Genomic DNA, 25,126 nt, shown 5'->3' with positions numbered 1-25,126 from the left:
CGCTCACAGGAAATTCACCATGGCCCAGCTGGCGAGGCCGACAAGACCGAGCAGCATCACGAACGCATATCCATAAACATAACCCGATTGCAGCCGCACCGCGAGACGCGTGCCTCCCTGAACGAGCGTCGCCGCACCATCGGGGCCGAAGCGGTCGATGGTCTGTTCATCGCCGCGCTTCCAGAAGAAGCGGCCGATGGCGAAGGCGGGCTTGACGAAGATCACGTTGTACAGCTCGTCGAAATACCATTTGTTGTAGAGGAACTGGTGGAGCAGCTTGAACTGCGCCACAAAGCGCGCCGGCAAGGTCGTGTTGCGGATATAGCTGTTCCACGCGAGGAACAGGCCGATCGCCATCACCGTGAACGGCGTCCACTTGACCCAGGTCGGCACCTCGTGTGCGGCGTGCATCAGATGTTCGTCGAACGCCAGCATGCTTCCCTTCCAGAAGGCCATGCCTTCTTCGGGATAGATGAACGGGTGCGCGAAGACGAAACCGGCGAAGATCGCACCGACCGACAGCAGCACCAGCGGGACAAGCATCGACATCGGGCTTTCGTGTGGATGATAGCCCGCCGTGCCGTCACTATGCGCGTCGCCGTGATGTGCATGATCATTATGCGCATGGCCGTCGTGGCCATGATCGTCGTGCACCGCATGCTGGACATGCTCGCTCTGCTCCCAGCGCGGCTTGCCGTAGAAAGTCAGGAAGACGAGGCGCCACGAATAGAAGCTCGTCAGCAGCGCGGCGAAGATGCCGACCCAGAAGGCGATCTGGCCGCCACCGCCGGCAGCGAACGCCGCCTCAAGGATGCCGTCCTTCGAATGGAAACCTGCGAAGCCCGCGACGCCGGCGATCCCGACGCCGGTGATCGCCAGCGTGCCCGCCATCATCGCCCAGAAGGTGATCGGGATGTGCTTACGCAGGCCGCCGTAATAGCGCATGTCCTGTTCGTGGTGCATCGAATGGATGACCGAACCGGCGCCGAGGAACAGCAAGGCCTTGAAGAAGGCGTGCGTGAACAGGTGGAACATCGCCGCGCCATAGGCGCCGACGCCCGCGGCGAAGAACATGTAGCCGAGCTGCGAGCAGGTCGAATAGGCGATGACGCGCTTGATGTCCCACTGCGTCGTGCCGACCGTCGCGGCGAAGAAGCAGGTCGCGGCGCCGACGAAGGTGACGACGCCGAGCGCGATCGGCGCGGTTTCGAACATCGGCGACAGGCGGCACACCATGAAGACACCCGCGGTGACCATCGTCGCGGCGTGGATCAGCGCCGACACCGGGGTCGGGCCTTCCATCGCATCGGGAAGCCACGTGTGCAGCCCGAGCTGCGCCGACTTGCCCATCGCGCCGATGAACAGCAGCAGGCAGAGGATCGTCATCGTGTCGAGGCGCATGCCGAGGAAGGTAATCGACGAGCCCGCCATGCCCGGCGCGGCGTCGAGGATCGCGGGGATCGAGACGGTGCCGAATACAAGGAAGGTGCCGAAAATGCCGAGCATGAAGCCCAAGTCGCCGACGCGGTTGACGACGAAAGCCTTGATCGCGGCGGCGTTTGCGCTCGGTTTCTTGTACCAGAAACCGATGAGCAGATAGGATGCGAGACCGACGCCTTCCCAGCCGAAGAACATCTGGACGAGGTTGTTCGCGGTCACGAGCATCAGCATCGCGAAAGTGAAGAGCGACAGATAGGCGAAGAAGCGCGGCTGGTCCGGGTCTTCCTCCATATAGCCCCAGCTATACAGATGTACGAGCGCCGAAACGGTGGTGATCACGACAAGCATCACCGCGGTCAGCGTGTCGACGCGCAGTTCCCAGTTGAACTGGAGCGCGCCCGAGCTGACCCAGTGCAGCACGGTCACGACCTCGGCCTCGCCGGTGCCCGTCACGAAGGACAGGAAAATCGGCCAGCTGAGCGCGCAACTCGCGAACAGCCCGCCGGTGGTGACCAGCTTCGCGGCGGTCTTGCTGATGAAGCGCTGGCCGAGACCAGCGACGAGGGCCGCCAGCAGCGGCAGGAAAACGATCGCCTGAATCACCGGCTTACCCCTTCATCCGGTTGGCATCGTCGACGGCAATGGTGCCGCGGCCGCGGAAATAGATGACGATGATCGCGAGCCCGATCGCCGCTTCACCCGCGGCGACCGTGAGCACGAACATCGAGAAGACCTGCCCGACGAGGTCGCCGAGCGCGGCGCTGAACGCGACGAGATTGATGTTCACCGCGAGCAGGATCAGTTCGACCGCCATCAGGATGACGATGATATTCTTGCGGTTGATGAAGATGCCGAGCACGCCGAGCGTGAACAGCACCGCCGAAACGGCGAGATAATGGCCGACCGAAATCACAGCTCAACCCCCTGCCCAACGCCCGGGTCGACAAGGCGCGTCGCCTCGTCCGGACGGCGCCGGTTCTGCGCCGAAATATTCTGCGTGCGCACCCCGCCGCGCTGGCGATGCGTCAGCACGATCGCGCCGATCATCGCGACGAGCAGGACGATGCCCGCTGCCTCGAACAGGAAGATATACTTCGTGTAGAGCAGTTCGCCGATCTGCTGGATGTTGCTCTTGTCGGACACCACCGGCGCGGCGCGCGCGGCAAGGTCGATCCCGCCCGCGCTCCAGGCACCGATCGCAAAGATCAGCTCGGCGACAAGGATGATCGCAACGAGCGCGCCGAGCGGCAGATAGCGCACGAAACCGGCGCGCAGTTCGGCAAAATCGATGTCGAGCATCATCACCACGAACAGGAACAGCACCGCGACCGCGCCGACATAGACGATGACCAGCAGCATCGCGATGAACTCGGCCCCCGCGAGCAGCATCAGCCCCGCCGCGTTGAAGAAGGCGAGGATCAGCCACATCACGCTGTGGACCGGGTTGCGCGCGAAAATCACCATCGCGCCCGAAGCGATGACGAGCGTGGCGAACAGGTAAAAGGCGACCAGTTGAATCATGTGCGCCGCCCCCTAGCGATAGGGCGCGTCGGCGGCAAGATTCGCCGCGATCGCGCGTTCCCATTTGTCGCCGTTGGCGAGCAGCTTGGTCTTGTCATAGAGCAGTTCCTCGCGCGTTTCGGTCGCGAATTCGAAGTTCGGCCCCTCGACGATCGCATCGACCGGGCACGCCTCCTGACAGAAGCCGCAATAGATGCACTTGGTCATGTCGATGTCGTAGCGCGTCGTGCGGCGGCTGCCGTCGTCGCGGGGCTCGGCCTCGATCGTGATCGCCTGCGCCGGGCACACCGCTTCGCACAGCTTGCACGCGATGCAGCGCTCCTCGCCGTTCGGATAACGGCGCAGCGCATGCTCGCCGCGAAAGCGCGGGCTGAGCGGGTTCTTCTCGAACGGATAGTTGATCGTCGCCTTGGGCTTGAAGAAATATTTCAGCGTGAGGGCGTGCGCCTTCACAAATTCCCACAAGGTGAAGCTTTTGACGAGATGGGCGATGTTACTCATGAATACCTCGTCAGCATCAGCCAGCCGGAGATCAGGAAAATCCAAAGAAGCGAGATCGGCAGGAATACCTTCCAGCCCAGCCGCATCAACTGGTCGTAACGGTAGCGCGGGACGGTCGCTTTGACCCAGCTGAAGACGAAGAAGAAGAAGAGGATCTTCGCGAACAGCCACACGATGCCCGGGATGTCGAACCACGGGATCAGATCGACGTTGAGCGGCGGCAGCCAGCCACCCCAGAACAGGATGGCGTTGAGCGTGCACATCAGCAGCACGTTGGCATATTCGCCGAGCCAGAAGAGCGCGAAGCTCATCGACGAATATTCAGTCTGGTAGCCCGCGACCAGCTCCGATTCCGCTTCGGTCAGGTCGAACGGCGCGCGTGCGGTTTCGGCGAGCGACGAGATCAGGAACATCACCGCGAGCGGGAAGAGCAGCAGGTTGAAGCCGAACGCGTTCACGAAGCCGAAGCCGAAGCCTTCCTGCGCCTTGATGATCTCGTTCATGTTGAAGCTGCCGGCATAAAGCACGACGCCGATCAGGATGAAACCGATCGACACTTCATAGCTGATCATCTGCGCCGAGGCGCGCATCGCCGAGAAGAAGGGATATTTCGAGTTCGACGCCCAGCCCGACAGGATCACGCCATAGACGCCGAGCGACGAAATCGCGAGGATGTAGAGCAACCCGACGTTGATGTCGGCGAGCACCGCGCCCGAATTGAACGGGATCACCGCCCAGGCGAGCAGCGCGACGGTGAAGGTGATGATCGGCGCGATCAGGAACAGCCCGCGGTTCGCACCCGACGGGATGATCGTTTCCTGCAGGAATACCTTGAGGCCGTCGGCGAACGACTGGAGCAGGCCGAAAGGACCGACGACGTTCGGGCCGCGGCGCAGCGCGATCGCCGCCCAGATCTTGCGATCGGCATAGATGATCATCGCCACTGCGAGCATCAGCGGCAGCGCGATCAGCAGGATTCCCGCGATCGTCGCGACGCCCCACGCCCAGGTCGGGTCCATGCCCCAGGAAATGAAGGTCTCGGTCATTTCTTGGCCCCGTCCTGGTTCCGCCATCCGTTATGCGGACCCGGCTTCTCCGACTTGCCCCGGGGATTGAAACCGCGCCAAACCGAATAGCCCATCCCGACGAACAGGATGCTGGCGATAGCATGCACCGGGGTCATTCCGCGGCCTCCGCAAAGTCGACGCCGTGGATCAGCTCGTCCGAGCAGCGCTGCATCGTCGGCGATGCGCGGCAGATGGCGTTGGTGAGATAGAAATCCTTGACCGGCGACGGGATCGCTCGCGCCTCGGGCTTGGCCGGAAGCTTCGGCGGCGCCCAGCCATAATCGGCGAGCCCCTCCACACCCAGCGCCGGAACCGCAGCAATCATCGCCGCGCGGCATTCGGCGAAGCTGTCGAAACCGACCGATACACCGAGCGCGTCGGCCAAGGCTCTAAAAATGCTCCAGTCCTCGCGCGCGTCGCCGGGTGCGAACACCGCCTTCTCGCTGCGCTGGACGCGGCCCTCGGTGTTGACCGTGATGAAGTCCTTCTCGGTCCACGCCGCGGCGGGCAGGATGACGTCGGCAGCGTGCGCGCCCTTGTCGCCATGATGACCGACATAGACTTTGAGCGTGCTGGCGAAGGCAGTGAAATCAACCTCGTCGGCGCCGAGGAAGAAGGCGAGCTTGGGCTTCGCCGCGACCACATCCCTGATTCCGCCGGGCAGCCCGTAACCGAGCATCAGCGCGCCCATGCGCGCGGCCGAGAAATGGACGACGTTGAAGCCGTTCCAGTCATCCTTGATCGCATCGACGCTCTTGGCGAGCGCGAGGCCGGCGCCATGGACGCCGGGCACCGACAAGGCGCCGCCGCCGAAGACCAGCATCGGCCGTTCGGCGCCCTTCAGCGCGTCCGTCACATGCTTCGGCAGCTTCGTCACCAGCGAGGCATCGTCGCCGAGCCATTCGACCTTGTAGGTCAGGTCGGTTTCGGGGCCGATCGCGAAGACCTTCGCGCCCTTCTTCCACACCGCCTTGCGGACGCGCGTGTTGATCAGCGGCGCTTCCCAGCGCAGGTTGGTGCCGACGAGCAGGATCACATCGGCATTTTCGGCCTCGGCGATCGTGGTGTTGAAATTGACCGCCGACAGGCTGGTGACGTCATAGTCGAGCCCGGTCTGGCGCCCTTCGAGCAGCGTGCCGCCGAGCGCATTGACCAGCGCCTTTGCGGCAAACATCGTCTCGCAGTCGGCCATGTCGCCCGCGATCGCGGCGACCGACGATCCGGCATTGACCGCGTTGATCGCCGCGAAAGCCTCGGCCCAGCTCGCCTCGACGAGCTGGCCGTCCTTGCGCACGAAGGGCCGGTCGAGGCGGCGGCGGGTCAGGCCATCGACATGGTGGCGCGTCTTGTCGCTGGCCCATTCCTCGTTCACGTCATCGTTGACGCGCGGCAGCACGCGCAGCACCTGGCGCCCGCGCGCGTCGATGCGCACATTGGTGCCGACAGCGTCCATCATGTCGATGCCGAGCGTCTTGGTCAGTTCCCATGGTCGCGCTTCGAACGCATACGGCTTACTGGTTAGCGCGCCGACGGGGCAGAGGTCGACGACATTGCCCGACAGCTCGCTCGCGACAGCGCGCTCAAGATAAGAGGTGATCTGCATATTCTCGCCGCGATAGATCGCGCCGATGTCCTCGACACCGGCGACTTCCTCCGCAAAGCGGACGCAACGCGTGCACTGGATGCAGCGGGTCATCACCGTCTTGACGATCGGACCCATATATTTCTCGGTGACGGCGCGCTTGTTCTCATCGTAGCGCGTCGCGCCGCGGCCATAGGCGACCGACTGGTCCTGCAGATCGCATTCGCCGCCCTGGTCGCAAATTGGGCAGTCGAGCGGGTGGTTGATGAGGAGGAACTCCATCACCCCTTCACGCGCCTTCCTGACCATCGGACTGTCGGTCTTGATCACCTGCCCTTCGGCGGTCGGCAGCGCGCACGACGCCTGCGGCTTCGGCGGCCCCGGCGACACTTCGACAAGGCACATGCGGCAATTTCCGGCGATCGACAGGCGTTCATGGTAGCAGAAGCGCGGGATTTCCTTCCCCGCCATCTCGCACGCCTGCAGGACGGTCGCGCCCTGCGGAACGTCGAGTTCTACACCATCTACGATAACTTTAGGCATATCAGCTTTCCTGTGCCGCCAGCAGGCGGAAGCTTGCGGTGGCAATGATCGAGCGCAGGCCGGCGACGCTGGTTTCGACCTTGGCGCCCTGCCCGCACAGATTGACGACAGGCAGCAATTTGTCCGCCACCTGCTTTTCGCTGTCGGATCCAACCTCGGTAGCGAACAGTCCCGCGACCTCATCGGGGGTGGACCGTGCGACGCACATTGCCACCTTGTCCGACGGAGCGAAGGTTGCCGCTTCCTTGCCGCTCGCGGCCTTCGCCAACCGCACCTTGAGCGGCGTGGCTTCGCGGGCCATCATCGCTTCGGCAAGGGCTGCTGCAAAAGGCAGATTCTGCCCGCGCAGCCGCTCGCCGCGTGTCCCCACCTGTCGCGCGCAGCCTTCGTTGGCGCGCACAAGGTTGCGCAGGCCGTTACCATAAGAAGTCTCGCGAAAATCCTGGGTCAACAGGTCGGTGACCTTGTCGGGGCTCCTCGCGGCGATGCACGCCGCGTAGCGCGCGAGCGTCTGACGCGCTTCGGGATCGGCCTTGCTGATCGCACCGCCCTGCTCGCGCTCCGGATCGGGCCAAGGTGTCGGCGTATTGTCCATGCGGGGGGCCTGTTCGGGCGCCTGCGCGGCGGCAAGAAGAGCCAATGCAAGCGTGATCATTGCGCGCGCCCCGCTTCGACAATCAGTTGAAACTGTTCAAGGAAGCGCATCAGTCGCCCTCCCCCCAATGCTGGTCGTCGAACCCGCCACCCGAGGTCTTCGGCGGCGCCTTGCGCCATCCGTTCTTCGCCGACGGCTTCGGCTCTGACGAGCCCCAAAGGGCGCGCACGCTGAACGCCAGCATCGCCGCGACGACGATCAGCAACAGTCCAAGGCGCTCAGCCTCGCTCACTCAGCCGCCTCCAGCGCGCCGCCGTTTTCGCGGATACGGCGCTCGAGTTCGGGGCGGAAATGCTTGATCAGGCCCTGAATCGGCCACGCCGCGGCGTCGCCGAGTGCGCAGATGGTGTGGCCCTCGACCTGCTTCGTAACATCGAACAGCGTGTCGATTTCCTCGATCGCGGCGTCGCCGGTGCGCAACCGCTCCATCACGCGCCACATCCAGCCGGTGCCCTCGCGGCAGGGGGTGCACTGGCCGCAGCTTTCATGCTTGTAGAAATAACTGATGCGGCTGATCGCCTGGACGACATCAGTCGACTTGTCCATCACGATCGCGGCAGCGGTACCGAGGCCCGAGCCGACGGCCTTCAGCCCGTCGAAGTCCATCGGCGCATCCATGATCTCGGCCGCGGGAACCAGCGGAACTGACGAACCGCCGGGGATGACCGCGAGCAGATTGTCCCAGCCGCCGCGGATGCCGCCGCAGTGCTTGTCGATCAGCTCGCGGAAGGTGATGCCCATCTCTTCCTCGACGACGCACGGCGTGTTGACGTGGCCGCTGATCTGGAAAAGCTTCGTGCCCTTGTTGTTCTCGCGCCCGAAGGAAGCGAACCACGGCGCGCCGCGGCGCAGGATCGTCGGGACGACCGCGATGCTCTCGACATTGTTGACCGTCGTCGGACAGCCGTAAAGGCCCGCGCCCGCCGGGAACGGCGGTTTGAGGCGCGGCTGGCCCTTCTTGCCCTCGAGACTTTCGATCATCGCGGTTTCTTCGCCGCAGATATAGGCGCCGGCGCCGCGGTGGACGAAAACGTCGAAGTCATAGCCCGACTTGGCGGCATTCTTGCCGAGCAGGCCGGCGTCATACGCCTCCTGCACCGCCGCGAACAATGTCTCGGCCTCGCGGATGAACTCGCCGCGGATATAGATGTACGCTGCGCGCGCGCGCATCGCAAAACCCGCGATCAGCGCGCCTTCGATCAGCTTGTGCGGATCGTGGCGGATGATTTCGCGGTCCTTGCACGACCCCGGCTCCGATTCGTCGGCGTTGATGACGAGGAAGCTCGGGCGGTCGGCGCGCGGCTCCTTCGGCATGAACGACCATTTGAGCCCCGTCGGGAAACCCGCGCCGCCGCGGCCGCGCAGGCCCGACGCCTTGATCTCCTCGATGATCGCGTCCTGGCCGCGCTTCATCAAATCCTTGGTCTTGTCCCAATCGCCGCGCATCTGCGCGGATTTGAGGTTCCACGGCTGAAAACCGTAGAGATTGGTGAAGATACGATCCTTGTCGGCGAGCATCAGCGGCTCCCACCCTTGTTCTGCAACGCACGATAGATGAAATAGCCGACGGCGATCAGCAGGATCGGGCCAAGCAGCGCAAAGGTCACGCGCAGCACCAAACCGAGCACGACCAGCGCGCCGATGACGGCCAGGATCAGGATGATATCCTTCTGGGTCATCACCAGTCCTTCCGGTAATCGTGATTGGTCTCGACCATGTCCTTCAGCGTCGTCGGACCGCCTTCGGGGTCGCTCGTGTGGCGCTTCGCATTCTGCGTTCCCGCCTTGGGCGCCTTGCCCGCGGCAAGCTCGTCGAGGATGCGCGACATGCTGTCGAAATCCAGATCCTCGAAATTATCGTCGTTGATCTGGACCATCGGCGCATTGGTGCAGGTGCCCATGCACTCGACCTCGGTCAGCGTGAACAGCCCGTCGGGCGTCGTCTTGCCCTTGACCATCCCGCGGTTCTTGCACGCCGCCATGACGTCGTCCGACCCGCGCAGCAGGCACGGCGTCGTCCCGCACACCTGCACATGATAGCGGCCGACGGGGACGAGGTTGTACATGGTGTAGAAGGTCGCGACCTCATAGGCGCGGATGAAGGGCATATCGAGCTGCGCCGCGACATATTCGATCACCGGCACGGGCAGCCAGCCCTGCGTCTGCGTTTCGGCGCCGACCTGACGCTGCGCGAGGTCGAGCAACGGCATCACCGCCGACCGCTGGCGCCCCGCGGGATAGCGCGCGATCACGGTCTTCGCCTTATCGGCGTTCTCGGCAGTCCAGACAAACGCGCCCCAGCGCGCACGGACTTCGGCCTCATTGGGAATTTGCGGTGCGTCGGCCATTAGCGGTCACACTCTCCGAAAACGACGTCAATGGCGCCGATGATTGCAGTGGTGTCGGCGAGCATGTGCCCCTTGCACATCATGTCCATCGCCTGAAGATGGCTGAATGCCGTCGGGCGGATCTTGCAGCGGTACGGCTTGTTGGTGCCGTCGCTGACCAAGTAAACGCCGAACTCCCCCTTGGGGCTTTCGGTCGCGACATAAACTTCGCCTGCCGGGACGTGGAAGCCCTCGGTATAGAGCTTGAAGTGATGGATCAGCGATTCCATCGACTGCTTCATCTCGCCGCGCTTTGGCGGCACGACCTTGCGGTCGAGGCTCGCCACCGGACCCGACGGCATGTCGCGCAGGCACTGTAGGATGATGCGCGCCGACTGATAGACCTCCTGGACGCGGACCATGAAGCGGTCGTAGCAATCGCCGCGCGTGCCGACCGGAATATCGAAGTCCATCTGCGCATAAGCATCATAGGGCTGCGACTTGCGCAGATCCCATGCGATGCCGCTGCCACGGATCAACGGCCCCGAGAAGCCCCACGCCAGCGCATCTTCTTTGCTTACCGTGGCGATATCGACGTTGCGCTGCTTGAAGATCCGATTGTCGATGACAAGACTCATCGCGTCGCCGAACAGCTTCGGCAGACGTTTTTCGCACCATTCGCCGATGTCGTAGAGCAGCCGCTCGGGCACGTCCTGATGAACGCCGCCGGGACGGAAATAGGCGCTGTGCATCCGTGCGCCCGACGCGCGCTCGAAGAAGTTCAGGCAATCCTCGCGTAGCTCGAACACCCACAGGTTCGGGGTCATCGCGCCAACGTCCATGACGTGCGACCCGATGTTGAGCATGTGATTGCAGATGCGCGTCAGCTCGGCGAACAGCGTGCGCAGATATTGCGCGCGCGCAGGCACCTCAAGATCGAGCAATTTCTCGATCGCGAGCACATAGCTGTGCTCCATGCCGAGCGGCGAGCAATAATCGAGCCGGTCGAAATAGGGTAAAGCCTGCAGATAGGTCTTGTACTCGATCAGCTTTTCGGTGCCGCGATGGAGCAGCCCGACGTGCGGATCGACGCGCTCGATGATCTCGCCGTCGAGTTCGAGCACCATGCGCAGCACGCCGTGCGCCGCCGGATGCTGCGGGCCGAAGTTGATCGTGTAGTTGGTAACAGCCTGATCGCCCGCAGTGTTCGCGGTGTCGACCGGATAGCCTTCGAACATGTCGCTGCCATGATGCCGGACCTGAGGAGCGTCGGTCATGCGTCACCTCCTGCTTTGGGCTTGCGCGGTGCGCGCGGCTTGGCCGGCGCCTTTTCGGCCTTACCGGTGGCAGGCGTTTTCGCCGGCTTGGTTGCGGGCTTCGCCTTGGCACCGTCACGGCTCGTCTTCGAGGCCGCCGTATTGACCTTTGCCCCCGCTCCGGTCTGCGCTGGCTTGTCGGTCGTCTTGGGGGTCGGCGGAGGTGGCGTCTTTGCCGCCGTGTCGCCGGCCTTTTTGACCTCTTCGGCCTTCAGCGGCGTCGGCGCGCCCTTGCCCGGCGCTTCGTGCGTACCGCCGGCTTTTTCGTCGCCCGGCAGGACATAGTCGGCGCCCTCCCATGGCGACAGGAAGTCGAAATTGCGGAAATCCTGCGCGAGCCGCACCGGCTCGTACACGACGCGCTTGTCCTCTTCGCTGTAACGCAGTTCGGTATAGCCGGTGAGCGGGAAATCCTTGCGCTGCGGATGCCCTTCGAAACCATAGTCGGTCAGGATACGGCGCAGGTCGGGGTTGCCGCTGAACAACACCCCGTACATGTCGAACACCTCGCGCTCGAGCCAGCCGGCATTCGGCCATACAGGCACGATTGTCGGCACCGGAGTCGCCTCGTCGGTGGTCACGCGGACGCGCAGGCGGTGATTGCGTGTCACGCTGAGCAGATGATAGACAACCTCGAAACGCTCCGCGCGCTCGGGATAATCGACCCCGGCGATCTCCATCATCTGCTGATAGTCGAGATTGTCGCGCAGCGCGATCATCACCCCGGCGATCGCGTCGCGATCCACCGTGATGCTGTCCTCGCCGACAAGAAAGTCGTGCGCGAGCAGGTCGGTGCCGAGCAGCGCTTTCAGCGCGTCAGCCAGCCCCTCGCGGGGCGATACGAGCGGAGCAGGACTGGACATCAGCGTTCAATCGTTCCGGTGCGGCGGATTTTCCGCTGCAGCTGCATCACGCCATAGAGCAAGGCCTCGGCGGTCGGCGGGCAGCCGGGGACATAGATGTCGACAGGTACGATGCGATCGCAACCACGCACCACCGAATAGCTGTAATGATAATAGCCCCCGCCGTTGGCGCAGCTGCCCATCGAAATGACGTATTTGGGGTTCGACATCTGGTCGTAAACGCGGCGCAGCGCCGGAGCCATCTTGTTGCAGAGTGTGCCCGCGACGATCATCACGTCCGACTGGCGCGGTGACGCGCGCGGCGCGGCGCCGAAGCGCTCCATGTCATAGCGCGGCATATTGACGTGGATCATCTCGACCGCGCAGCAGGCGAGCCCGAAGGTCATCCACCAAAGCGAGCCGGTACGCGCCCAGTTGAACAGATCCTCGGTCGAGGTGACGAGAAAACCCTTGTCGCCAACCTCGGCGTTGAGGTCGTCGAAAAAGGCCATGTCGGGATTGGTCCCGGGGGCCACCGGCATCTGGCCGGGCATCAGGATGCTCGAATTGCTCATTCCCAATCCAGCGCCCCTTTCTTCCATGCATAGACAAGGCCGAGGGTGAGTTCGGCGAGGAAAATCATCATCGTTGCCCACCCGGCCCAACCGATCTCGCCCAGGCTCACCGCCCAGGGAAATAGGAAGGCGGCTTCAAGGTCGAAGATGATGAAGAGGATCGCGACGAGATAGAAGCGCACGTCGAACTGGCTGCGCGCATCCTCGAAGGCCGGGAAGCCGCATTCATATTCGGTGAGCTTCGCTGGATCGGGCTGATGCGCCCCCGTCAGGCGCGCAACGCCCATCGGAAGGAACACGAATGCGGCCGACAGGCCGACAGCCACGAACAGGAAGATCAGGATCGGCAGATATTGCGTCAGGTCGACCATCAGAGCTCGCAGTCCGGTTGTTCATATTCGAGTGTCTGGGCACCCTTTGATGGGCGCGCTTTAGGCCAGCAGGGCGCGCGCCGCAAGCGCTGCGGACAGGAAAATAACCCTTCTCCGCCCCCATTGCGTCCAGCGACGCTGGCGGCCGCGCGCCCGGCTGTGTTACGCGCGCTTCCAGCCACGCCATCGCCGCATCGAAGCGGCAGTCAAGGGAGATGGAATGACACAGATTCGACGCTGGATCATGATGCTGGCGGCCGCCCCCGGGCTCGCTGCGGCGACTCCCGCGGGCGCGCAGATGATCGACGCCCGGACCCCGGAGAGGATCGAGGCGCTGCTCGCCGCGGACGGGTGGACAACCGCCCTTACCGCCGAGGCGGGGCGCGATCCCTATATCTGGGCTGAACGCCGGGGGCTCCGGTTCGTCGTTGCCTTCAACAACTGTACCGACGGCCGCCGGTGCCGGACGCTGCAATTTTTGCTCGGCGTCGAAGGGGCTAGGACGCTCACGCTGGACAAGCTCAACGAATGGAACCGCGACCAGCGATTCGCGCGCGCCTATCGCGACGAGGCCGGCGACCCCGTGCTCGCGATGGACCTCGACCTCGACTTCAAGGGGCTGCCCCGCGCCAATGTCGAGGAAACGATCCGCACGTGGACCGGGCTCGTCGACAGCTTCTATCGCTTCATCGTCGCGGCGGGCGCCGCGGGGCGCTAACTCAGGCGTTGCGCAGCGCGCCCGCGACCAGTTTCTGCAGCTTCGAATGCACCGCAGCGCTGCCCGCGATGAACTCGCTGCGCTCGATCGCGCGGTCGCCGCCGCGGAAATCGCTGACGAAACCGCCCGCCTCGCGGACCAGCAGCATGCCGGCGGCAACATCCCAAATGTTGAGCTGGCTTTCCCAGAAGCCATCAAAACGCCCCGCGGCGACCCATGCGAGGTCGAGGCTGGCAGCGCCAAAGCGGCGGATGCCGGCAACTTCGGGCGCGACCGCACCGAAAATGCGACTCCACTGCGCCATGTCGCCATGCCCCATGAAGGGGATGCCGGTGGCGATCAGGCATTCGTTGAGGTGGCGACGCGATGCGACGCGCAGGCGGCGGTCGTGCAGCCACGCCCCGCGGCCACGCTCGGCCCAATAGCTCTCGTCGGTCACCGGCTGATAGATGAGTGCCGCCGTGACGTCGCCCCAGCCGCCGCCAAGCTTGGGCTCCTGCACCGCGATCGAGATCGCGAACTGCGGGATCGCGTGGAGGAAGTTCGACGTGCCATCGAGCGGATCGATGATGAAGCGCGGTTTGCCGTGGTCGCCCTCGATCTCGCCGGCTTCCTCCATCAGGAAGCCCCAGCCCGGACGCGCGTGGCTCAATTCGTCATAAAGCGTGCGCTCGGCGGCCTGATCGGCCTTCGACACGAAGTCGGCGGGCCCCTTTTGCGAGACCTGCAGATGCTCGATCTCGCCGAAGTCGCGGCGCAGCTTCGTCCCCGCCTTGCGGGCGGCGCGTTCCATAACGGTGATGATGCCGGATACGGCCATGTCAATTCCTCCGTAGCCGTCATCCCAGCGAAAGCTGGGATCGCTATCGGCAAATAAGAACGTTAGCGGCCCCAGCTTTCGCTGGGGCGACGAGTGTTAGTCGGCGCGGCGGACATATTCGCGGTCGTACACATGCACGACGATGCGGGTGCCGCTGGTGATGTGCGGCGGCACCATCACGCGCACGCCATTGTCGAGGATCGCGGGCTTGTACGACGAGGATGCAGTTTGACCTTTGACCACCGCGTCGGCCTCGACGATCGTCGCTTCGATCGTTTCGGGCAGTTCGACCGAGATCGGACGCTCTTCCCAAAGCTCGAGAACGACGTCCATGCCGTCCTGCAGGAATTCATGCGCTTCGCCGACAACGTCTTTCGAGATGTTGATCTGTTCGAAGCTGTCCTTGTCCATGAACACCAGATCGTCGCCCTCGGCATAGAGGAACTGGAAATCCTTGGTGTCGAGGCGGACCTTTTCGACCGTGTCGGCGCTGCGGAAACGGTTGTTGAGCTTGCGCCCGTCGATCAGGTTCTTGGCTTCGACCTGCATATAGGCGCCGCCCTTGCCCGGCTGGGTGTGCTGAATCTTGGTGACCTTCCAGATCCCGCCTTCATATTCGATAATATTGCCGGGACGGATTTCAACGCCGGTGATCTTCATCGCGCACACTCACTTGGACAAGGATGGAAAGAGCCGCCGGCACATCGCAGCACCGGTACAGGAGCGCGCCTTTAGCGGCGCGCGCGGCGAAGGGCAAGCGGCCTATCCTTCGGCCGCGACGACCGCCCGGCGCGTGCGGGCATAGCTGAGCCACAGGAGCGTGGCGAACAGCCCGATCCCGACGAATATCGACGGCAGCGCAAAACCGTCGCCGACCACCGCAAGCGGGGCGTCGTTGTCGGTCAGATAGACCGTCCCGGCATAGAAGACGCCGAACAGGCTTTCGCCGACGATCATCCCCGTCGCGGTCAGCACGCCCATGCGGTGCGCAAAACCGGGGTTGGCACGCCGCGTCGCCCAGCGATCATAATACCAGCCGCCGATCGCGCCGAGCACGACGGGCAGGATCACCGCCATCGGCAGGTAGATGCCGATGCCGATCGCGAGCGGCGGCAATCGGAGTTTGCCAAGGCGCCCGAGCAGTTCGTCCACCAGAATGAAGCCGATCCCGGCGAGCACACCATAACCCAGCATCGTCCAGTTGAGATCACCCCCGAGCACGCCCTTGGCGAGCGACGAGATCAGCCCCGCCTGCGGCGCGGCGAGTGCGTTGGGGCCGGCTCCCGGGACACCGACGAAGCCGACGGTTTCATTGAGCACGTTGAGCACGGGAGGAACGACAAGCGAGCCGAAGATCACACCGATGATCAGCGCGACCTGCTGTTTCCACGGCGTAGCGCCGACGAGCTGGCCGGTCTTTAGATCCTGGAGATTGTCGTTCGAGATCGTCGCGATGCCGAAGACGATGCCGGTGACGATCAGGGCATAGGCGACCATCGCCGCGCTCGCTTCGTCACCGCCGCCGCGACCGAGCAGCCCGACGAGGAGCAGCGACGAGGCGATGATCGCGAGGATGCCGATTCCCGAGACGGGTGAATTCGATGCACCGATCAGCCCCGCCATATAGCCGGTGACCGACGCGATCATCAGCCCGACGATGATCACGAACAGCAGCGCGCCACCGACCAGAACGACGCTCGATCCGGCGAGCGGACCGCCCGCGAGGACCGACCACAGCAGCCAGGCGATGGGCAGCAGGATCAGCAGCGAACCGCCGAACACCCAGCCGATCGAAATATCCTGTTCCTCGACGGCAAGCGCGGTCCCGGCGTGGCGCGCCTTGCTCGCCGCCATCGCCGAACGAATGCCCCCGATCACCGGACGCGCAATCTTGATCAGCGTCCAGATCGCCGCGACCGCGATCACCCCCGCGCCAAAGAAACGGACGTCATTGCGAAAAACCGCGTTGGCGATCGTTTCGGCGTCGGGGCCGGCGACACCCTGCGTCAGGATGGGCAGCAGCACCCACCAGCCGGTGACCAGCCCGACAAGCTGCGCCATACCGACCGACAGGCCGACGAGGTGACCGACACCGAACAAGGCGAAGGCAAGCCCGCCGCCGATGCCGGTCGCTCCCGCACCGACCGCGAACCAGCGCGAAACCTCGCCCGCGGCCAGCTTCATCTGGGTCAGCAGCGTGAACCCCGCCGCGATCAGGCTGTTCCACAGCAGCGCCGACAGCCCCGCCTTGTTCTCGACCGCACCTTCGGCGCTCGCCGCGCCGACCTGCAGCACTTCGGCAGCAGCACGCCCTTCGGGATAGGGAAGATCTGCATCGACCACCAGCGCGCGGCGCAGCGGGACCGAGAAGAGCACGCCGAGGACGCCGCCGAGCATGGTGATTGCGGTGGTCTCCAGCAGCGGGAAACCCTGCCAATATCCCACCATGACGAGTCCCGGCAGCACGAAGATGATCGCCGCGAGCGTGCCCGCAGCACTCGCGATCGTCTGTACGATATTATTTTCGAGGATCGTCGCGCCCGCCATATAGCGCAGCAAGGCCATCGAGATCACCGCAGCGGGGATCGAGGTCGCAAAGGTCAGCCCGACCTTCAAACCCAGATAAACGTTCGCCGCGGTGAACATCAGCGTCAGCAGCCCGCCGAGCAGGATCGCGCGCAGCGTCAGTTCGCGGACGCTGGTTCGGGACGTGGTGGTTTCGGTCATATCGGTCTCCCCATGCGCGGTCTTGCTCCCGACCGCGCGTTAGGCAAGGCAAAACGCGATGAAACGAAGCCGTTTTTGACGCATCGATCCAATTCTGACGCATCGATCCAATATGGATGCGTCCGAATCTGCGATTCCACGGGCATGACACCGATCCATCTTGCCGACAGAAATTCGCCGCGCGCTCCGCGCAAGGCCCCCCTGCCCGCCCGCCTCACCCCCGCGGCCGGCCTCTTCGGCTGGCGACGGCAGGACGAGAAAATCAGCCCGGACAAGAAGCCCGCGCCCGGCCGAGACTATCCCGTCAAGTGATGCCCGCCCCGCGGAAGAAACCGCCGCGGTCCCGGAACGAGGAAACCGCTGACCGACGGAAGAACGGCAATTGCTTCTGCCGATAATCCCCACTCGCCGCCCGGCAAACACCCCGCCCTATCGAACGCGGCCCCTGCCCGCGAGCAGCGGATAGGGATTGATCGGTGCACCGGCCCTCCAGTCGGCGCCGGGTGTTGTCTTGAGCATCTGGAAATGCAGGTGCGGAAAGGCCGGGTCGGCATTGCCGCTGGTTCCCACGGTCGCGATCACCTGCCCGCGGTGGACTACATCCCCCTCGGCCAAGCCGCGCCGATAGCCCTGAAGATGCGCGTAGTAGAGCATCAGCCGCCCTTCGGCCGCGCGCTGGTAGATCGTATGGCCGCCGCGGTCGGACGTGAACAGTTTCTCGATCCGCCCGTCCATCGCCGCCACGACCGGCGTCCCGGCGGGAGCCGCGATATCGATCGCACGATGCAGCCGCCCCTGGGCTCGGCTCCGGTCCCAACTGTCAATCAGATCGGACGCCCGGATCCCCTGCACCGGAATTGCAATGGCGATCATGTCGCCAACGGCCGGCGACGCGGCCAGGGGATCGCCCGACCGCGTCACCGGGATCGCGGATGCGGCAGGACGGAGCGGGCGTTGCTCTGCCGCTTGCTCCGGCGAGGTCAGAGCCCCAGCGACGGCCACCGTTCCAGACACCAGTCCGAAAACGGCGAGCGTGCGCATCAGGCGATGAAATCCACACGGGTGCCCACCGACACCATCTGCGCCACCCTCGCCGCGTCCCAATTGGTCAGCCGCACGCAGCCGTTGCTCTCGCTGCGCCCGATCGCCTGCGGCTCGGGGGTGCCGTGCAGGCCATAATGCTCCTTGTCGAGATCGATCCAAACCACGCCAACGGGATTGTTGGGGCCCGGCGGCAGGCGATGCTTGCCCTCGCTCGCGGGTACATCGCGCAGCAGAGCGGGATCAAAGGCATAGTCGGGATTGCGCCCGACCCCGCGCACCTTCCACTTGCCGAGCGGGAGCGGGTCATGCGCCGAGCCGGTGGTAACGGTGAAAAGCGCGATGAGCGTGCCGCCCGCATCGAATAGCTTCATCGTCCCCGCCTTCTTCGACACCTCGATCCGCCCTGCTTCGGGTTGATCGCTGCCCACTCCGAGCGAGGCCAGGGTCGCAAGCCACTCCTTGTTCTGGATATCCGCCGCAACGATCCGGTCTGCACCGACATTTGGAACACGCAGCGGCATGCTCGCGGTGATCGCCGGCGCACCTTCAGATCCGTCGCCGGTCGTCACCGGCAGCAGCGAGGGGTTCAGATCCAGCAAAACCTCGGGCGTCGTGTGAAATCGCTCAGCGAGCTTTTCCAGCAGCGATTCATAGCCCATCGCCGACAGCTTGGCGCGCGCGCCAGCCTTTGCGGGCAACGGCGCGAAACCCGCCGCGGTGTAGCTTTCGGGAACCGCCACGACCCGTGTTGCCGGAATCGCACCCCATTGCGCCAGCGCCGCTTTCGTCGCGGCGTCCCATTCGCCTGTGACGGCCAGTCCCCTGGCTTCCTGAAATCCTTTCAGGGCATTGGTGGTCGACATTCCCATCCTGCCATCGATCACGCCTGACGAGAAACCGAGCCGGTCGAGCACGACCTGCAACTGCATCCCCGGCCGCGCCACGTCGTCGGGTTCGGCCGCATCGTCGCGCGACGTCATGCCGTCGCCGGTCCATTCGGCGGAATTCGCAGCGTTTTTCGCATCGGCAACAGGCGGCGATCTGTCGGCACCGTCGCTGCAGGCAGCGAGCGCAAGCAGCGCGGCGGCACAGAGAAGCGGGGCATGTTTCATCGGTATCTCCGGTGGTTGAACCTGCCGGTCCAACGTCCGGAACTGCCCGGAGTTCACCCTGCGAGCAGCTTTTCAAACCGCCTGACCGCAGCCGCCGCGCCTTCGGGATCGTTCCACACGCCCCCCGACACCGCGAGGAAATCGGCCCCGGCCTCGACGAGCATCGCGGCATTGTCGGGCGTGATGCCGCCGATCGCGACGCAGGGAAGCTCGAACATCGACTGCCACCAGGTCAGGATTTCGGGGTCGGCGCGATGCTCGACCGTCTTGGTAGTCGTCGGATAGAAGGCGCCGAAGGCGACATAGTCAGCTCCCGCCTCACCGGCCTCCATCGCAAGGTGACGGCTGCCGTGGCAGGTCACCCCGATCTGCGCGTCAGGACCGAGGATACGGCGCGCCTCCTTCGGATCGCCGTCGCCCTGCCCGAGATGCACGCCATCCGCCGCGAGGCGCCTGGCCAGCGCGACGTCGTCGTTGACGATGAAGGCGGTGTCGTGCGTCGCGCAAATCGCCTGCAGCGGCGCGGCGAGCCGCGCAGCTTCATGCTGGTCGATGCCCTTGACGCGAAACTGGAAGGCCGCGACGGGGCCGGCGCCGAGTGCCGCCTCAAGCTGCGCGGGGAAATCGCCGCCGACGTCGAGTGGCGAGATGAGATAAAGCTGGCAAGGGGCGCGGGTCTCTTGGGTCATGGCGGGTTCATAGCGATGCGAATAGGGACCCGCAAATGCAGAAGATGCCTCCGCTCACCGCCATCCTGTCGGTCGCCGCCCTTTCGCTTTCGGCGTGCGCAACGACCGCGCGGGAAACGCCACTTTCCGACAGCCGCGACGTCGGGCTTGGCGAGCGAGCCTTTGTCGACGGCCCGATCGTCCAGCCCGTCGAAGTGCTGGAAGACAGCCGCTGCCCGGCGAACGCCCGCTGCATCTGGGCGGGCCGGGTGCGGGTGAAGATGCTGTGGTTGCGCCCGACGGGCGAGAAGCAGCCGTTCGAGGTCACGCTCGGCGAAACGACGCCGCTCGCCGACGGCGCGATCCGGCTGGAGGCGGTGCGGCCGGAGAAGGCGACCGGATCGACGATCAAGCCCGGCGACTATCGCTTTTCACTGCGTTTCGACGGCGGTTATTGACGCAACCGGAGTCTGCGGTGCCTCAGCGCACCCTTGCCAGCACGAACCCGTCCCATTTCTTGGCGCCCACGGTCTGTACCGCGGTCGCATCGAGCCGCTGGTCGGCGGCGAGCATCTCGAACAGCGCGCGCGTGCCGATGATGCGTTCGTCGTCGCTGTCCGCGTCGAGCACGCCGCCCTCGCGCACGACATTGTCGACGATGATCGTCGTACCGCTGCGACCGAGGCGGATCGCTTCGGCGACATAATGGGCATTGCCCTCCTTGTCGGCGTCGATGAAGACGAAATCGAACGGTGCACCGGCCAGAGCGGCGAGGCTCTGCGCAGCGGGGCCGATGCGGATGTCGACCTTGTCCGAAACCCCGGCGCGCTCCAGATTTTCACGCGCGACCGCGGCGTGATGCGGATCGAGTTCGAGCGTCACCAGTTCGCCGTCGGCGGGCAGCGCACGCGCCAGCCAGATCGTCGAGTAACCGCCGAGGGTGCCGATTTCGAGGATATGTTTCGCGCCCGCCAGCTGCGCGAGCAGGAAGAGCATCTTGCCCTGCGCCGCAGAGACGTCGATCGGCGGCAGGCCGTTGGCGCGGTTGTTGGCGAGGGTGGCGGCAAGCGCGTCGTCGGTGCCGAGCAGATGGTCGACGATATAGTCGTCGACGGCTTGCCACCCCTCTCCCATCACCTCAGGCCACGGAGGCCGCGTGAATTTCGTCGATTGCGCCGCCGAGCGAGGCGTTGAATTCATCATCGCTCATCTGGTGGCGGAGGTCTTCCAGCAGCGCGCGGCTGAAGCTCGCGATGATGCCCGGGTTCTTCGCCAGTTCGACGCAGGCTTCGGGGCGCGCGAAGCCGCCCGAAAGCGCCACGACGCGCAGCACCTTGGGGTGATCGACCAGCGGCTGGAACAGCCCGGCCTCGGTCGGCAGCGAGAGCTTGAGCATGACGGGCGCGCCGTCCCACGCGTCGAGCGCGGCGAGCGTCGCAGCAAGCAGCAACCGGTCGGCGGCGTCGCGTTCGCTGCTCTTGATGTTCACTTCGGGCTCGATGATCGGCACCAGCCCGTGCGCGGCGATGCGCTTCGCTTCGGCGAACTGCTGCTCGACGATCGCCTTGACCCCCGCTTCGTTGGCGAGGTTGATCACGCTGCGCATCTTGGTGCCGAACACACCCTTCGCCACCGCACGCGCGCACAGCGCGTCGAGGTCGGGGTTGGCCTTCATCAGTTGCACGCCGTCGGCTTCGTCCTCGAGTCCCTTGTCGACCTTGAGGAACGGCACAACGCCGCGGTCCCAGAGCAGCGCCGGAACCGGTTTGCCACCGGCATCGCCATCCATCGTGCGCTCGAACAGGATCGCCCCAATCACCTTGTCGCCGTTGAAGCAGGGCGCGGTGACGATGCGGCTGCGCATGTCGTGGATCAGGCCGAACATTTCCTCATCGTTCGAAAAAGCGTCAGCTTCGATGCCGTAACCTTTCAATGCCTTGGGCGTCGAACCGCCGCTCTGGTCGAGCGCGGCGATGAACCCCTGACCCGATTTGATCTGTTCGAGCATGGCGGCGTTGGCGGTTGTCATAACATCTCCGGTTGGTTGCATACGTATGTCGCGGGTCCGCATAGCGACCCGCCCGCCCGGATGCAATCCACGCTGCCGCCCCCCGCACAGCACGGCGCGCGCACCGACGCTGGCCCGTACGCCGCGTCAGGCCGGATTGAGAGGCACCGCCAGAAGGTTGATCGCGATCGAGATGCGCTCGCGCGTTCCGCGGTGGGGCACCACGCCGTGGCTGAGCCACGACGGAAACATGATGATCCGTCCGGTCCGCACCCGCATCTTGAGTTGCGGCTCGTGCACCCCGCCATTGGCCCCGCGCAACCGCAGGTTGGGCATCGTCATCAATATCATCGGCATGCGCGGGTCTTCGATGACCAGTTCGCCGCCCTGCCCGCCGTCGTTCGTATCCGATGCATCGTCGACATAATAGACCGCCGACCAATAGGCGCCGGGATGCGTATGCATCTGGTTCGATGCATGCGGCGGCGACACGTTGACCCATATGTCGTTCGCCCAGCGATGCCGGGCCGCCCCCGGCGAGACGACATCGACGCAATGCGCATCGGCAAGCGCGGTGACATGGCTCAGCAGATGCCGGATCGCTTCGCCCCCCCAGTCCGCAACGTCATGGTCCGACTGCCATCCGCCGATGTTCGAAAGCGTCACGCCGTCGCTTTGCGAGCGCCGCGCAAGGATCAACGGCTTGAGTGCGGCATTGACTGCGGCGGCGTCCGGCAGTTCGTCGACGACGATGGGCGTGTCGAACAAACCGACCAGTTGCGCACTCATGACGCGTACGGTCCCGAATGCTGCGGCTGACCACACAGCGTTGCAGTTTCGAGCGGGACGACGGAGGTAGCAATCATCGCCAAGGGCATAGCGAGCCGGTCAGGTCGATGCAACGCGCGGGCACCCGTGCGCAAGCCGGACCGGTCCGACGCTTCCTTCACGCGAAACGATCAATTCCGCAGCGCGTCGACTCCCGGCAGCGGCTTGCCTTCCATCCATTCGAGGAAGGCCCCGCCCGCGGTCGATACGAAGGTGAAATCGGCAGCAACCTCCGCGTGGTTGAGCGCTGCGACAGTGTCGCCGCCACCGGCGACCGACACCAGCGACCCTTCGCGGGTCAATGCGGCAGCGGTCCTTGCGAGTGCAACGGTTGCGGTGTCGAACGGCGGCGTTTCGAACGCACCGAGCGGGCCGTTCCACACGAGCGTGCGGCAGTTCTTGAGCACGTCGGCGAGCGCCTCGACCGCCGCTGGCCCGACGTCGAGAATCATCTCGTCGTCGGCGACCTCGTGCACATTTACCGTGCGCGTCGGCGGATTGGCGGCAAACTGCGTCGCCACCACGACGTCATAGGGCAAATGGATGGTGCAGCCCGCCGCGTCGGCGCTGTCGAAGATCGCGTTGGCCGTCTCGACCAGATCATGCTCGCACAGTGACTTGCCGACATCGACCCCGCGCGCGGCGAGGAAGGTGTTCGCCATGCCCCCGCCGATAATCAGATGATCGACCTTGCCGACCAGGTTGCGCAGCACGTCGATCTTGCTCGACACCTTGGCGCCGCCAACGACCGCAGCGACCGGATGCGACGGATTGCCGAGCGCGGCGTCGAGCGCCTTGAGCTCCGCCTCCATCGCGCGGCCCGCGTAGGCGGGAAGCCGCCGGGCGATACCCTCGGTCGAACCATGCGCGCGGTGTGCCGCCGAAAAGGCGTCGTTGACGTAAAGGTCGCCGATTTCGGCCAGCGCGTCGGCGAAGGCGGGGTCGTTCTTCTCTTCCCCGGGATGGAAGCGGGTGTTTTCCATCACCGCGACGTCGCCGGAGGCAAGCACGGTCAACCCGGCCTTCGCTCCCTCGCCGATGCAGTCCGGGATGAACATCACCGAATGGCCCAGCACGTCGGCCACCGCATCGATGACGAGGCTGAGCGACTGGGTCGGGTTCTTCGCACCCTTGGGCCGCCCGAAATGGGCGAGCAGCAGCACGATCGCGCCCTTGTCAGACAGTTCGCGGATCGTCGGCATGGCCGCACGGATTCGCGTATCGTCAGTTACAGCACCGTCGAACATCGGCACATTCAGGTCAACGCGCACAAGTACGCGCTTGCCGGCGACGTCACCGATATCGTCGAGGGTCTTGAAAGTCGTCATTTCTCACTCCGCTCGCCTGAGCCTGTGGAAGCTTGCCCCTTCGGCCGAAATCTCGGCCGAAGGGAACCGTTCTTTCCTTCAAGAAGGACAGGACTTCGACAAGCTCAGTCCGAACGGGCCGGAAATCAAAGCAGTTTCGCGATCACGCCTGCGGTGTCGATCATGCGGTTCGAGAAACCCCATTCATTGTCGTACCAGCTGAGCACGCGCACCAGCTTGCCGTCGATGACCGCGGTTTCGAGACTGTCGATGGTCGAGCTCGCCGCATTATGGTTGAAGTCGATCGAGACCAGCGGCTCTTCGGTATAACCGAGCACGCCCTTCAGCGGGCCTTCGGCTGCGGCCTTGAGCACCGCGTTGACTTCTTCCTTTGTCGTGTCGCGCGATGGCGTGAAGGTCAGGTCGACGACCGAGACATTCGGGGTCGGGACGCGGATCGACGAACCGTCGAGCTTGCCCTTGAGTTCGGGCAGAACCAGGCCGACGGCTACCGCGGCGCCGGTCGAGGTCGGAATCATCGACATCGCGGCGGCGCGCGCGCGACGCGGATCGTCATGGATCTGGTCGAGGATCTTCTGGTCGTTGGTGTAAGCGTGGATCGTGGTCATCAGCCCGCGCTCGATACCGATCGCCTCGTGCAGCACCTTGGCGAAGGGCGCGAGGCAGTTGGTGGTGCACGACGCGTTCGAGATGATCAGGTGATCGGCGGTGATCTGGTCGTCGTTGACGCCATAGACGACGGTCAGGTCGACTTCCTTGGCAGGGGCCGAGATCAACACACGCTTCGCGCCGGCGTCGAGATGCTTCTGGCCACCGGCCTTGTTGGTGAAGAAGCCCGTGCATTCCATCACGATGTCGATGCCGTTGGCGGCATGCGGCAGCGCCGCCGGATCGCGCTCGGCAGTCACCTGGATGCGCTTGCCGTTGATGATCAGGTCGCTGCCGTCGACTTCGACGGTACCGTTGAAAGCGCCGTGAACCGAGTCATTGCGAAGCAGGCGGGCATTCGCCTTGGCATCGCCCAGGTCGTTGATCGACACGAGTTCGAGATCGTGGTCGGTACGCTCCAGAATCGCGCGCGCCACGTTGCGGCCGATGCGTCCGAACCCGTTGATTGCAACCTTCACTGCCATC

The 25,126-nt window shown here is 64.6% G+C and carries 29 protein-coding genes; 3 read left to right on the top strand and 26 right to left on the bottom strand.

All coding sequences use genetic code 11. The features are described from left to right. Nucleotides 1–3 precede the first annotated feature (3 nt). The 15 genes from nuoL to EAO27_RS07915 all read right to left on the bottom strand — a co-directional run bounded on the left by nuoL (nucleotide 4) and on the right by EAO27_RS07915 (nucleotide 12,739). Nucleotides 4–2,043 carry an NADH-quinone oxidoreductase subunit L gene (gene nuoL, locus EAO27_RS07985; RefSeq protein ID WP_242779315.1) on the bottom strand — a complete coding sequence of 680 codons (2,040 nt, stop codon included), beginning with the start codon at nucleotides 2,041–2,043 and terminating at the stop codon, nucleotides 4–6. Between the two features lie 4 nt (nucleotides 2,044–2,047). Next, the gene (gene nuoK / locus EAO27_RS07980) at nucleotides 2,048–2,353 is read right to left on the bottom strand and encodes an NADH-quinone oxidoreductase subunit NuoK (RefSeq protein WP_242779312.1); all 306 of its coding nucleotides are present in this window, start codon (nucleotides 2,351–2,353) and stop codon (nucleotides 2,048–2,050) included. Continuing rightward, nucleotides 2,350–2,961 (bottom strand): NADH-quinone oxidoreductase subunit J, encoded by a 612-nt coding sequence (locus EAO27_RS07975; protein ID WP_242779308.1) that lies wholly within the window; start codon nucleotides 2,959–2,961, stop codon nucleotides 2,350–2,352. Before EAO27_RS07975 ends, nuoK begins: the two co-directional genes overlap by 4 nt. Before the next feature lie 12 nt (nucleotides 2,962–2,973). Then, nucleotides 2,974–3,462: an NADH-quinone oxidoreductase subunit NuoI gene (nuoI, locus tag EAO27_RS07970; protein WP_242779306.1), complete on the bottom strand. Its 489-nt coding sequence runs from the start codon at nucleotides 3,460–3,462 to the stop codon at nucleotides 2,974–2,976. Further along, the gene (gene nuoH, locus EAO27_RS07965) at nucleotides 3,459–4,508 is read right to left on the bottom strand and encodes an NADH-quinone oxidoreductase subunit NuoH (protein WP_242779303.1); all 1,050 of its coding nucleotides are present in this window, start codon (nucleotides 4,506–4,508) and stop codon (nucleotides 3,459–3,461) included. The genes nuoI and nuoH overlap by 4 nt, the downstream gene beginning before the upstream one ends. Nucleotides 4,509–4,641: 133 nt before the next feature. Next, entirely contained in the window at nucleotides 4,642–6,654 is a 2,013-nt protein-coding gene (gene nuoG / locus EAO27_RS07960; RefSeq protein WP_242779300.1) for an NADH-quinone oxidoreductase subunit NuoG, read from the bottom strand. Between the two features lies 1 nt (nucleotide 6,655). After that, entirely contained in the window at nucleotides 6,656–7,309 is a 654-nt protein-coding gene (locus EAO27_RS07955; protein ID WP_242779298.1) for a hypothetical protein, read from the bottom strand. Between the two features lie 49 nt (nucleotides 7,310–7,358). Beyond that, a complete protein-coding gene (locus EAO27_RS07950) occupies nucleotides 7,359–7,541 on the bottom strand; it encodes a hypothetical protein (RefSeq protein ID WP_242779295.1) in 183 nt (60 codons plus the stop codon). Continuing rightward, nucleotides 7,538–8,827, bottom strand: a complete 1,290-nt coding sequence (gene nuoF, locus EAO27_RS07945; protein WP_242779292.1) for an NADH-quinone oxidoreductase subunit NuoF — start codon at nucleotides 8,825–8,827, stop codon at nucleotides 7,538–7,540. Before nuoF ends, EAO27_RS07950 begins: the two co-directional genes overlap by 4 nt. Then, a complete protein-coding gene (locus EAO27_RS07940; protein WP_242779289.1) occupies nucleotides 8,827–8,988 on the bottom strand; it encodes a hypothetical protein in 162 nt (53 codons plus the stop codon). The genes nuoF and EAO27_RS07940 overlap by 1 nt, the downstream gene beginning before the upstream one ends. Next, nucleotides 8,988–9,656: an NAD(P)H-dependent oxidoreductase subunit E gene (locus tag EAO27_RS07935; RefSeq protein WP_242779286.1), complete on the bottom strand. Its 669-nt coding sequence runs from the start codon at nucleotides 9,654–9,656 to the stop codon at nucleotides 8,988–8,990. The genes EAO27_RS07940 and EAO27_RS07935 overlap by 1 nt, the downstream gene beginning before the upstream one ends. After that, entirely contained in the window at nucleotides 9,656–10,873 is a 1,218-nt protein-coding gene (locus EAO27_RS07930) for an NADH-quinone oxidoreductase subunit D (RefSeq protein ID WP_242780505.1), read from the bottom strand. Before EAO27_RS07930 ends, EAO27_RS07935 begins: the two co-directional genes overlap by 1 nt. A 35-nt stretch (nucleotides 10,874–10,908) precedes the next feature. Next, on the bottom strand, nucleotides 10,909–11,814 hold the full coding sequence (locus tag EAO27_RS07925) for an NADH-quinone oxidoreductase subunit C (protein ID WP_242779283.1): 906 nt from the start codon (nucleotides 11,812–11,814) through the stop codon (nucleotides 10,909–10,911). Next, entirely contained in the window at nucleotides 11,814–12,368 is a 555-nt protein-coding gene (locus tag EAO27_RS07920; RefSeq protein ID WP_278190139.1) for an NADH-quinone oxidoreductase subunit B, read from the bottom strand. Before EAO27_RS07920 ends, EAO27_RS07925 begins: the two co-directional genes overlap by 1 nt. Then, nucleotides 12,365–12,739, bottom strand: coding sequence for an NADH-quinone oxidoreductase subunit A (locus tag EAO27_RS07915; RefSeq protein ID WP_242779279.1), 375 nt, complete (start codon nucleotides 12,737–12,739; stop codon nucleotides 12,365–12,367). The genes EAO27_RS07920 and EAO27_RS07915 overlap by 4 nt, the downstream gene beginning before the upstream one ends. A gap of 220 nt (nucleotides 12,740–12,959) precedes the next feature. Between EAO27_RS07915 and EAO27_RS07910 the strand changes: the two genes are divergently transcribed. After that, the gene (locus EAO27_RS07910) at nucleotides 12,960–13,457 is read left to right on the top strand and encodes a YbjN domain-containing protein (RefSeq protein ID WP_242779276.1); all 498 of its coding nucleotides are present in this window, start codon (nucleotides 12,960–12,962) and stop codon (nucleotides 13,455–13,457) included. A 1-nt stretch (nucleotide 13,458) separates the two neighbouring features. Here the strand turns inward: EAO27_RS07910 and EAO27_RS07905 are convergent, their stop codons facing one another. The 3 genes from EAO27_RS07905 to EAO27_RS07895 form a co-directional block, all read right to left on the bottom strand. Next, nucleotides 13,459–14,277 (bottom strand): inositol monophosphatase family protein, encoded by an 819-nt coding sequence (locus EAO27_RS07905; RefSeq protein WP_242779273.1) that lies wholly within the window; start codon nucleotides 14,275–14,277, stop codon nucleotides 13,459–13,461. 96 nt (nucleotides 14,278–14,373) lie between these two features. Beyond that, nucleotides 14,374–14,937 (bottom strand): elongation factor P, encoded by a 564-nt coding sequence (gene efp / locus EAO27_RS07900; protein ID WP_037553878.1) that lies wholly within the window; start codon nucleotides 14,935–14,937, stop codon nucleotides 14,374–14,376. A 102-nt stretch (nucleotides 14,938–15,039) separates the two neighbouring features. After that, a complete protein-coding gene (locus EAO27_RS07895) occupies nucleotides 15,040–17,004 on the bottom strand; it encodes an oligopeptide transporter, OPT family (protein WP_242779270.1) in 1,965 nt (654 codons plus the stop codon). Between the two features lie 144 nt (nucleotides 17,005–17,148). On the opposite strand from EAO27_RS07895, the gene EAO27_RS07890 reads away from it, so the two are divergent. Continuing rightward, complete coding sequence (locus EAO27_RS07890) at nucleotides 17,149–17,316, top strand: hypothetical protein (RefSeq protein ID WP_242779267.1); 168 nt, start codon at nucleotides 17,149–17,151, stop codon at nucleotides 17,314–17,316. A gap of 117 nt (nucleotides 17,317–17,433) precedes the next feature. Here EAO27_RS07890 and EAO27_RS07885 read toward each other — a convergent pair whose 3' ends face one another. The 3 genes from EAO27_RS07885 to thiE are packed head-to-tail and all read right to left on the bottom strand — an operon-like array spanning nucleotide 17,434 to nucleotide 19,849. Beyond that, on the bottom strand, nucleotides 17,434–18,045 hold the full coding sequence (locus EAO27_RS07885) for a M23 family metallopeptidase (RefSeq protein WP_242779264.1): 612 nt from the start codon (nucleotides 18,043–18,045) through the stop codon (nucleotides 17,434–17,436). Continuing rightward, complete coding sequence (locus EAO27_RS07880; RefSeq protein ID WP_242779261.1) at nucleotides 18,045–19,160, bottom strand: L,D-transpeptidase family protein; 1,116 nt, start codon at nucleotides 19,158–19,160, stop codon at nucleotides 18,045–18,047. Before EAO27_RS07880 ends, EAO27_RS07885 begins: the two co-directional genes overlap by 1 nt. 53 nt (nucleotides 19,161–19,213) lie before the next feature. Continuing rightward, the gene (gene thiE, locus EAO27_RS07875) at nucleotides 19,214–19,849 is read right to left on the bottom strand and encodes a thiamine phosphate synthase (protein ID WP_242779259.1); all 636 of its coding nucleotides are present in this window, start codon (nucleotides 19,847–19,849) and stop codon (nucleotides 19,214–19,216) included. 35 nt (nucleotides 19,850–19,884) lie between these two features. Between thiE and EAO27_RS07870 the strand changes: the two genes are divergently transcribed. Beyond that, nucleotides 19,885–20,286 (top strand): hypothetical protein, encoded by a 402-nt coding sequence (locus tag EAO27_RS07870; RefSeq protein WP_242779256.1) that lies wholly within the window; start codon nucleotides 19,885–19,887, stop codon nucleotides 20,284–20,286. Between the two features lie 22 nt (nucleotides 20,287–20,308). On the opposite strand, the gene EAO27_RS07865 is transcribed toward EAO27_RS07870, so the two are convergent. The 5 genes from EAO27_RS07865 to gap form a co-directional block, all read right to left on the bottom strand. Next, a complete protein-coding gene (locus tag EAO27_RS07865) occupies nucleotides 20,309–20,962 on the bottom strand; it encodes an O-methyltransferase (RefSeq protein ID WP_242779253.1) in 654 nt (217 codons plus the stop codon). 4 nt (nucleotides 20,963–20,966) lie between these two features. Continuing rightward, nucleotides 20,967–21,836: a fructose bisphosphate aldolase gene (locus tag EAO27_RS07860; RefSeq protein WP_242780501.1), complete on the bottom strand. Its 870-nt coding sequence runs from the start codon at nucleotides 21,834–21,836 to the stop codon at nucleotides 20,967–20,969. A 147-nt stretch (nucleotides 21,837–21,983) separates the two neighbouring features. Further along, on the bottom strand, nucleotides 21,984–22,625 hold the full coding sequence (locus EAO27_RS07855; protein WP_242779250.1) for a TIGR02466 family protein: 642 nt from the start codon (nucleotides 22,623–22,625) through the stop codon (nucleotides 21,984–21,986). Between the two features lie 170 nt (nucleotides 22,626–22,795). Next, entirely contained in the window at nucleotides 22,796–23,992 is a 1,197-nt protein-coding gene (locus EAO27_RS07850) for a phosphoglycerate kinase (RefSeq protein ID WP_242779247.1), read from the bottom strand. A gap of 125 nt (nucleotides 23,993–24,117) precedes the next feature. Further along, complete coding sequence (gene gap / locus EAO27_RS07845) at nucleotides 24,118–25,125, bottom strand: type I glyceraldehyde-3-phosphate dehydrogenase (protein WP_242779244.1); 1,008 nt, start codon at nucleotides 25,123–25,125, stop codon at nucleotides 24,118–24,120. Nucleotide 25,126: the final 1 nt, after the last annotated feature.

This window comes from Sphingopyxis sp. YF1, assembly GCF_022701295.1.
In the GTDB taxonomy this organism is placed as follows: Bacteria; Pseudomonadota; Alphaproteobacteria; order Sphingomonadales; family Sphingomonadaceae; genus Sphingopyxis.
This window is presented reverse-complemented; position numbering and strand designations above follow the sequence as displayed.

Coding starts and splice junctions, on each gene's coding strand:
- EAO27_RS07940 (WP_242779289.1), bottom strand. CDS start 8,988: ATGACCCAGAAGGATATCATCCTGATCCTGGCCGTCATCGGCGCGCTG.
- EAO27_RS07955 (WP_242779298.1), bottom strand. CDS start 7,309: ATGATCACGCTTGCATTGGCTCTTCTTGCCGCCGCGCAGGCGCCCGAA.
- EAO27_RS07855 (WP_242779250.1), bottom strand. CDS start 22,625: ATGAGTGCGCAACTGGTCGGTTTGTTCGACACGCCCATCGTCGTCGAC.
- EAO27_RS07880 (WP_242779261.1), bottom strand. CDS start 19,160: ATGAAACATGCCCCGCTTCTCTGTGCCGCCGCGCTGCTTGCGCTCGCT.
- EAO27_RS07930 (WP_242780505.1), bottom strand. CDS start 10,873: ATGTTCGAAGGCTATCCGGTCGACACCGCGAACACTGCGGGCGATCAG.
- nuoI (WP_242779306.1), bottom strand. CDS start 3,462: ATGAGTAACATCGCCCATCTCGTCAAAAGCTTCACCTTGTGGGAATTT.
- EAO27_RS07870 (WP_242779256.1), top strand. CDS start 19,885: ATGCAGAAGATGCCTCCGCTCACCGCCATCCTGTCGGTCGCCGCCCTT.
- EAO27_RS07885 (WP_242779264.1), bottom strand. CDS start 18,045: ATGCGCACGCTCGCCGTTTTCGGACTGGTGTCTGGAACGGTGGCCGTC.
- EAO27_RS07865 (WP_242779253.1), bottom strand. CDS start 20,962: ATGGGAGAGGGGTGGCAAGCCGTCGACGACTATATCGTCGACCATCTG.
- nuoH (WP_242779303.1), bottom strand. CDS start 4,508: ATGACCGAGACCTTCATTTCCTGGGGCATGGACCCGACCTGGGCGTGG.
- EAO27_RS07975 (WP_242779308.1), bottom strand. CDS start 2,961: ATGATTCAACTGGTCGCCTTTTACCTGTTCGCCACGCTCGTCATCGCT.
- thiE (WP_242779259.1), bottom strand. CDS start 19,849: ATGACCCAAGAGACCCGCGCCCCTTGCCAGCTTTATCTCATCTCGCCA.
- EAO27_RS07850 (WP_242779247.1), bottom strand. CDS start 23,992: ATGACGACTTTCAAGACCCTCGACGATATCGGTGACGTCGCCGGCAAG.
- gap (WP_242779244.1), bottom strand. CDS start 25,125: ATGGCAGTGAAGGTTGCAATCAACGGGTTCGGACGCATCGGCCGCAAC.
- EAO27_RS07920 (WP_278190139.1), bottom strand. CDS start 12,368: ATGAGCAATTCGAGCATCCTGATGCCCGGCCAGATGCCGGTGGCCCCC.
- EAO27_RS07935 (WP_242779286.1), bottom strand. CDS start 9,656: ATGGCCGACGCACCGCAAATTCCCAATGAGGCCGAAGTCCGTGCGCGC.
- nuoG (WP_242779300.1), bottom strand. CDS start 6,654: ATGCCTAAAGTTATCGTAGATGGTGTAGAACTCGACGTTCCGCAGGGC.
- EAO27_RS07905 (WP_242779273.1), bottom strand. CDS start 14,277: ATGGCCGTATCCGGCATCATCACCGTTATGGAACGCGCCGCCCGCAAG.
- efp (WP_037553878.1), bottom strand. CDS start 14,937: ATGAAGATCACCGGCGTTGAAATCCGTCCCGGCAATATTATCGAATAT.
- EAO27_RS07895 (WP_242779270.1), bottom strand. CDS start 17,004: ATGACCGAAACCACCACGTCCCGAACCAGCGTCCGCGAACTGACGCTG.
- EAO27_RS07910 (WP_242779276.1), top strand. CDS start 12,960: ATGACACAGATTCGACGCTGGATCATGATGCTGGCGGCCGCCCCCGGG.
- EAO27_RS07915 (WP_242779279.1), bottom strand. CDS start 12,739: ATGGTCGACCTGACGCAATATCTGCCGATCCTGATCTTCCTGTTCGTG.
- EAO27_RS07860 (WP_242780501.1), bottom strand. CDS start 21,836: ATGCTCGAACAGATCAAATCGGGTCAGGGGTTCATCGCCGCGCTCGAC.
- EAO27_RS07925 (WP_242779283.1), bottom strand. CDS start 11,814: ATGTCCAGTCCTGCTCCGCTCGTATCGCCCCGCGAGGGGCTGGCTGAC.
- nuoF (WP_242779292.1), bottom strand. CDS start 8,827: ATGCTCGCCGACAAGGATCGTATCTTCACCAATCTCTACGGTTTTCAG.
- EAO27_RS07890 (WP_242779267.1), top strand. CDS start 17,149: ATGACACCGATCCATCTTGCCGACAGAAATTCGCCGCGCGCTCCGCGC.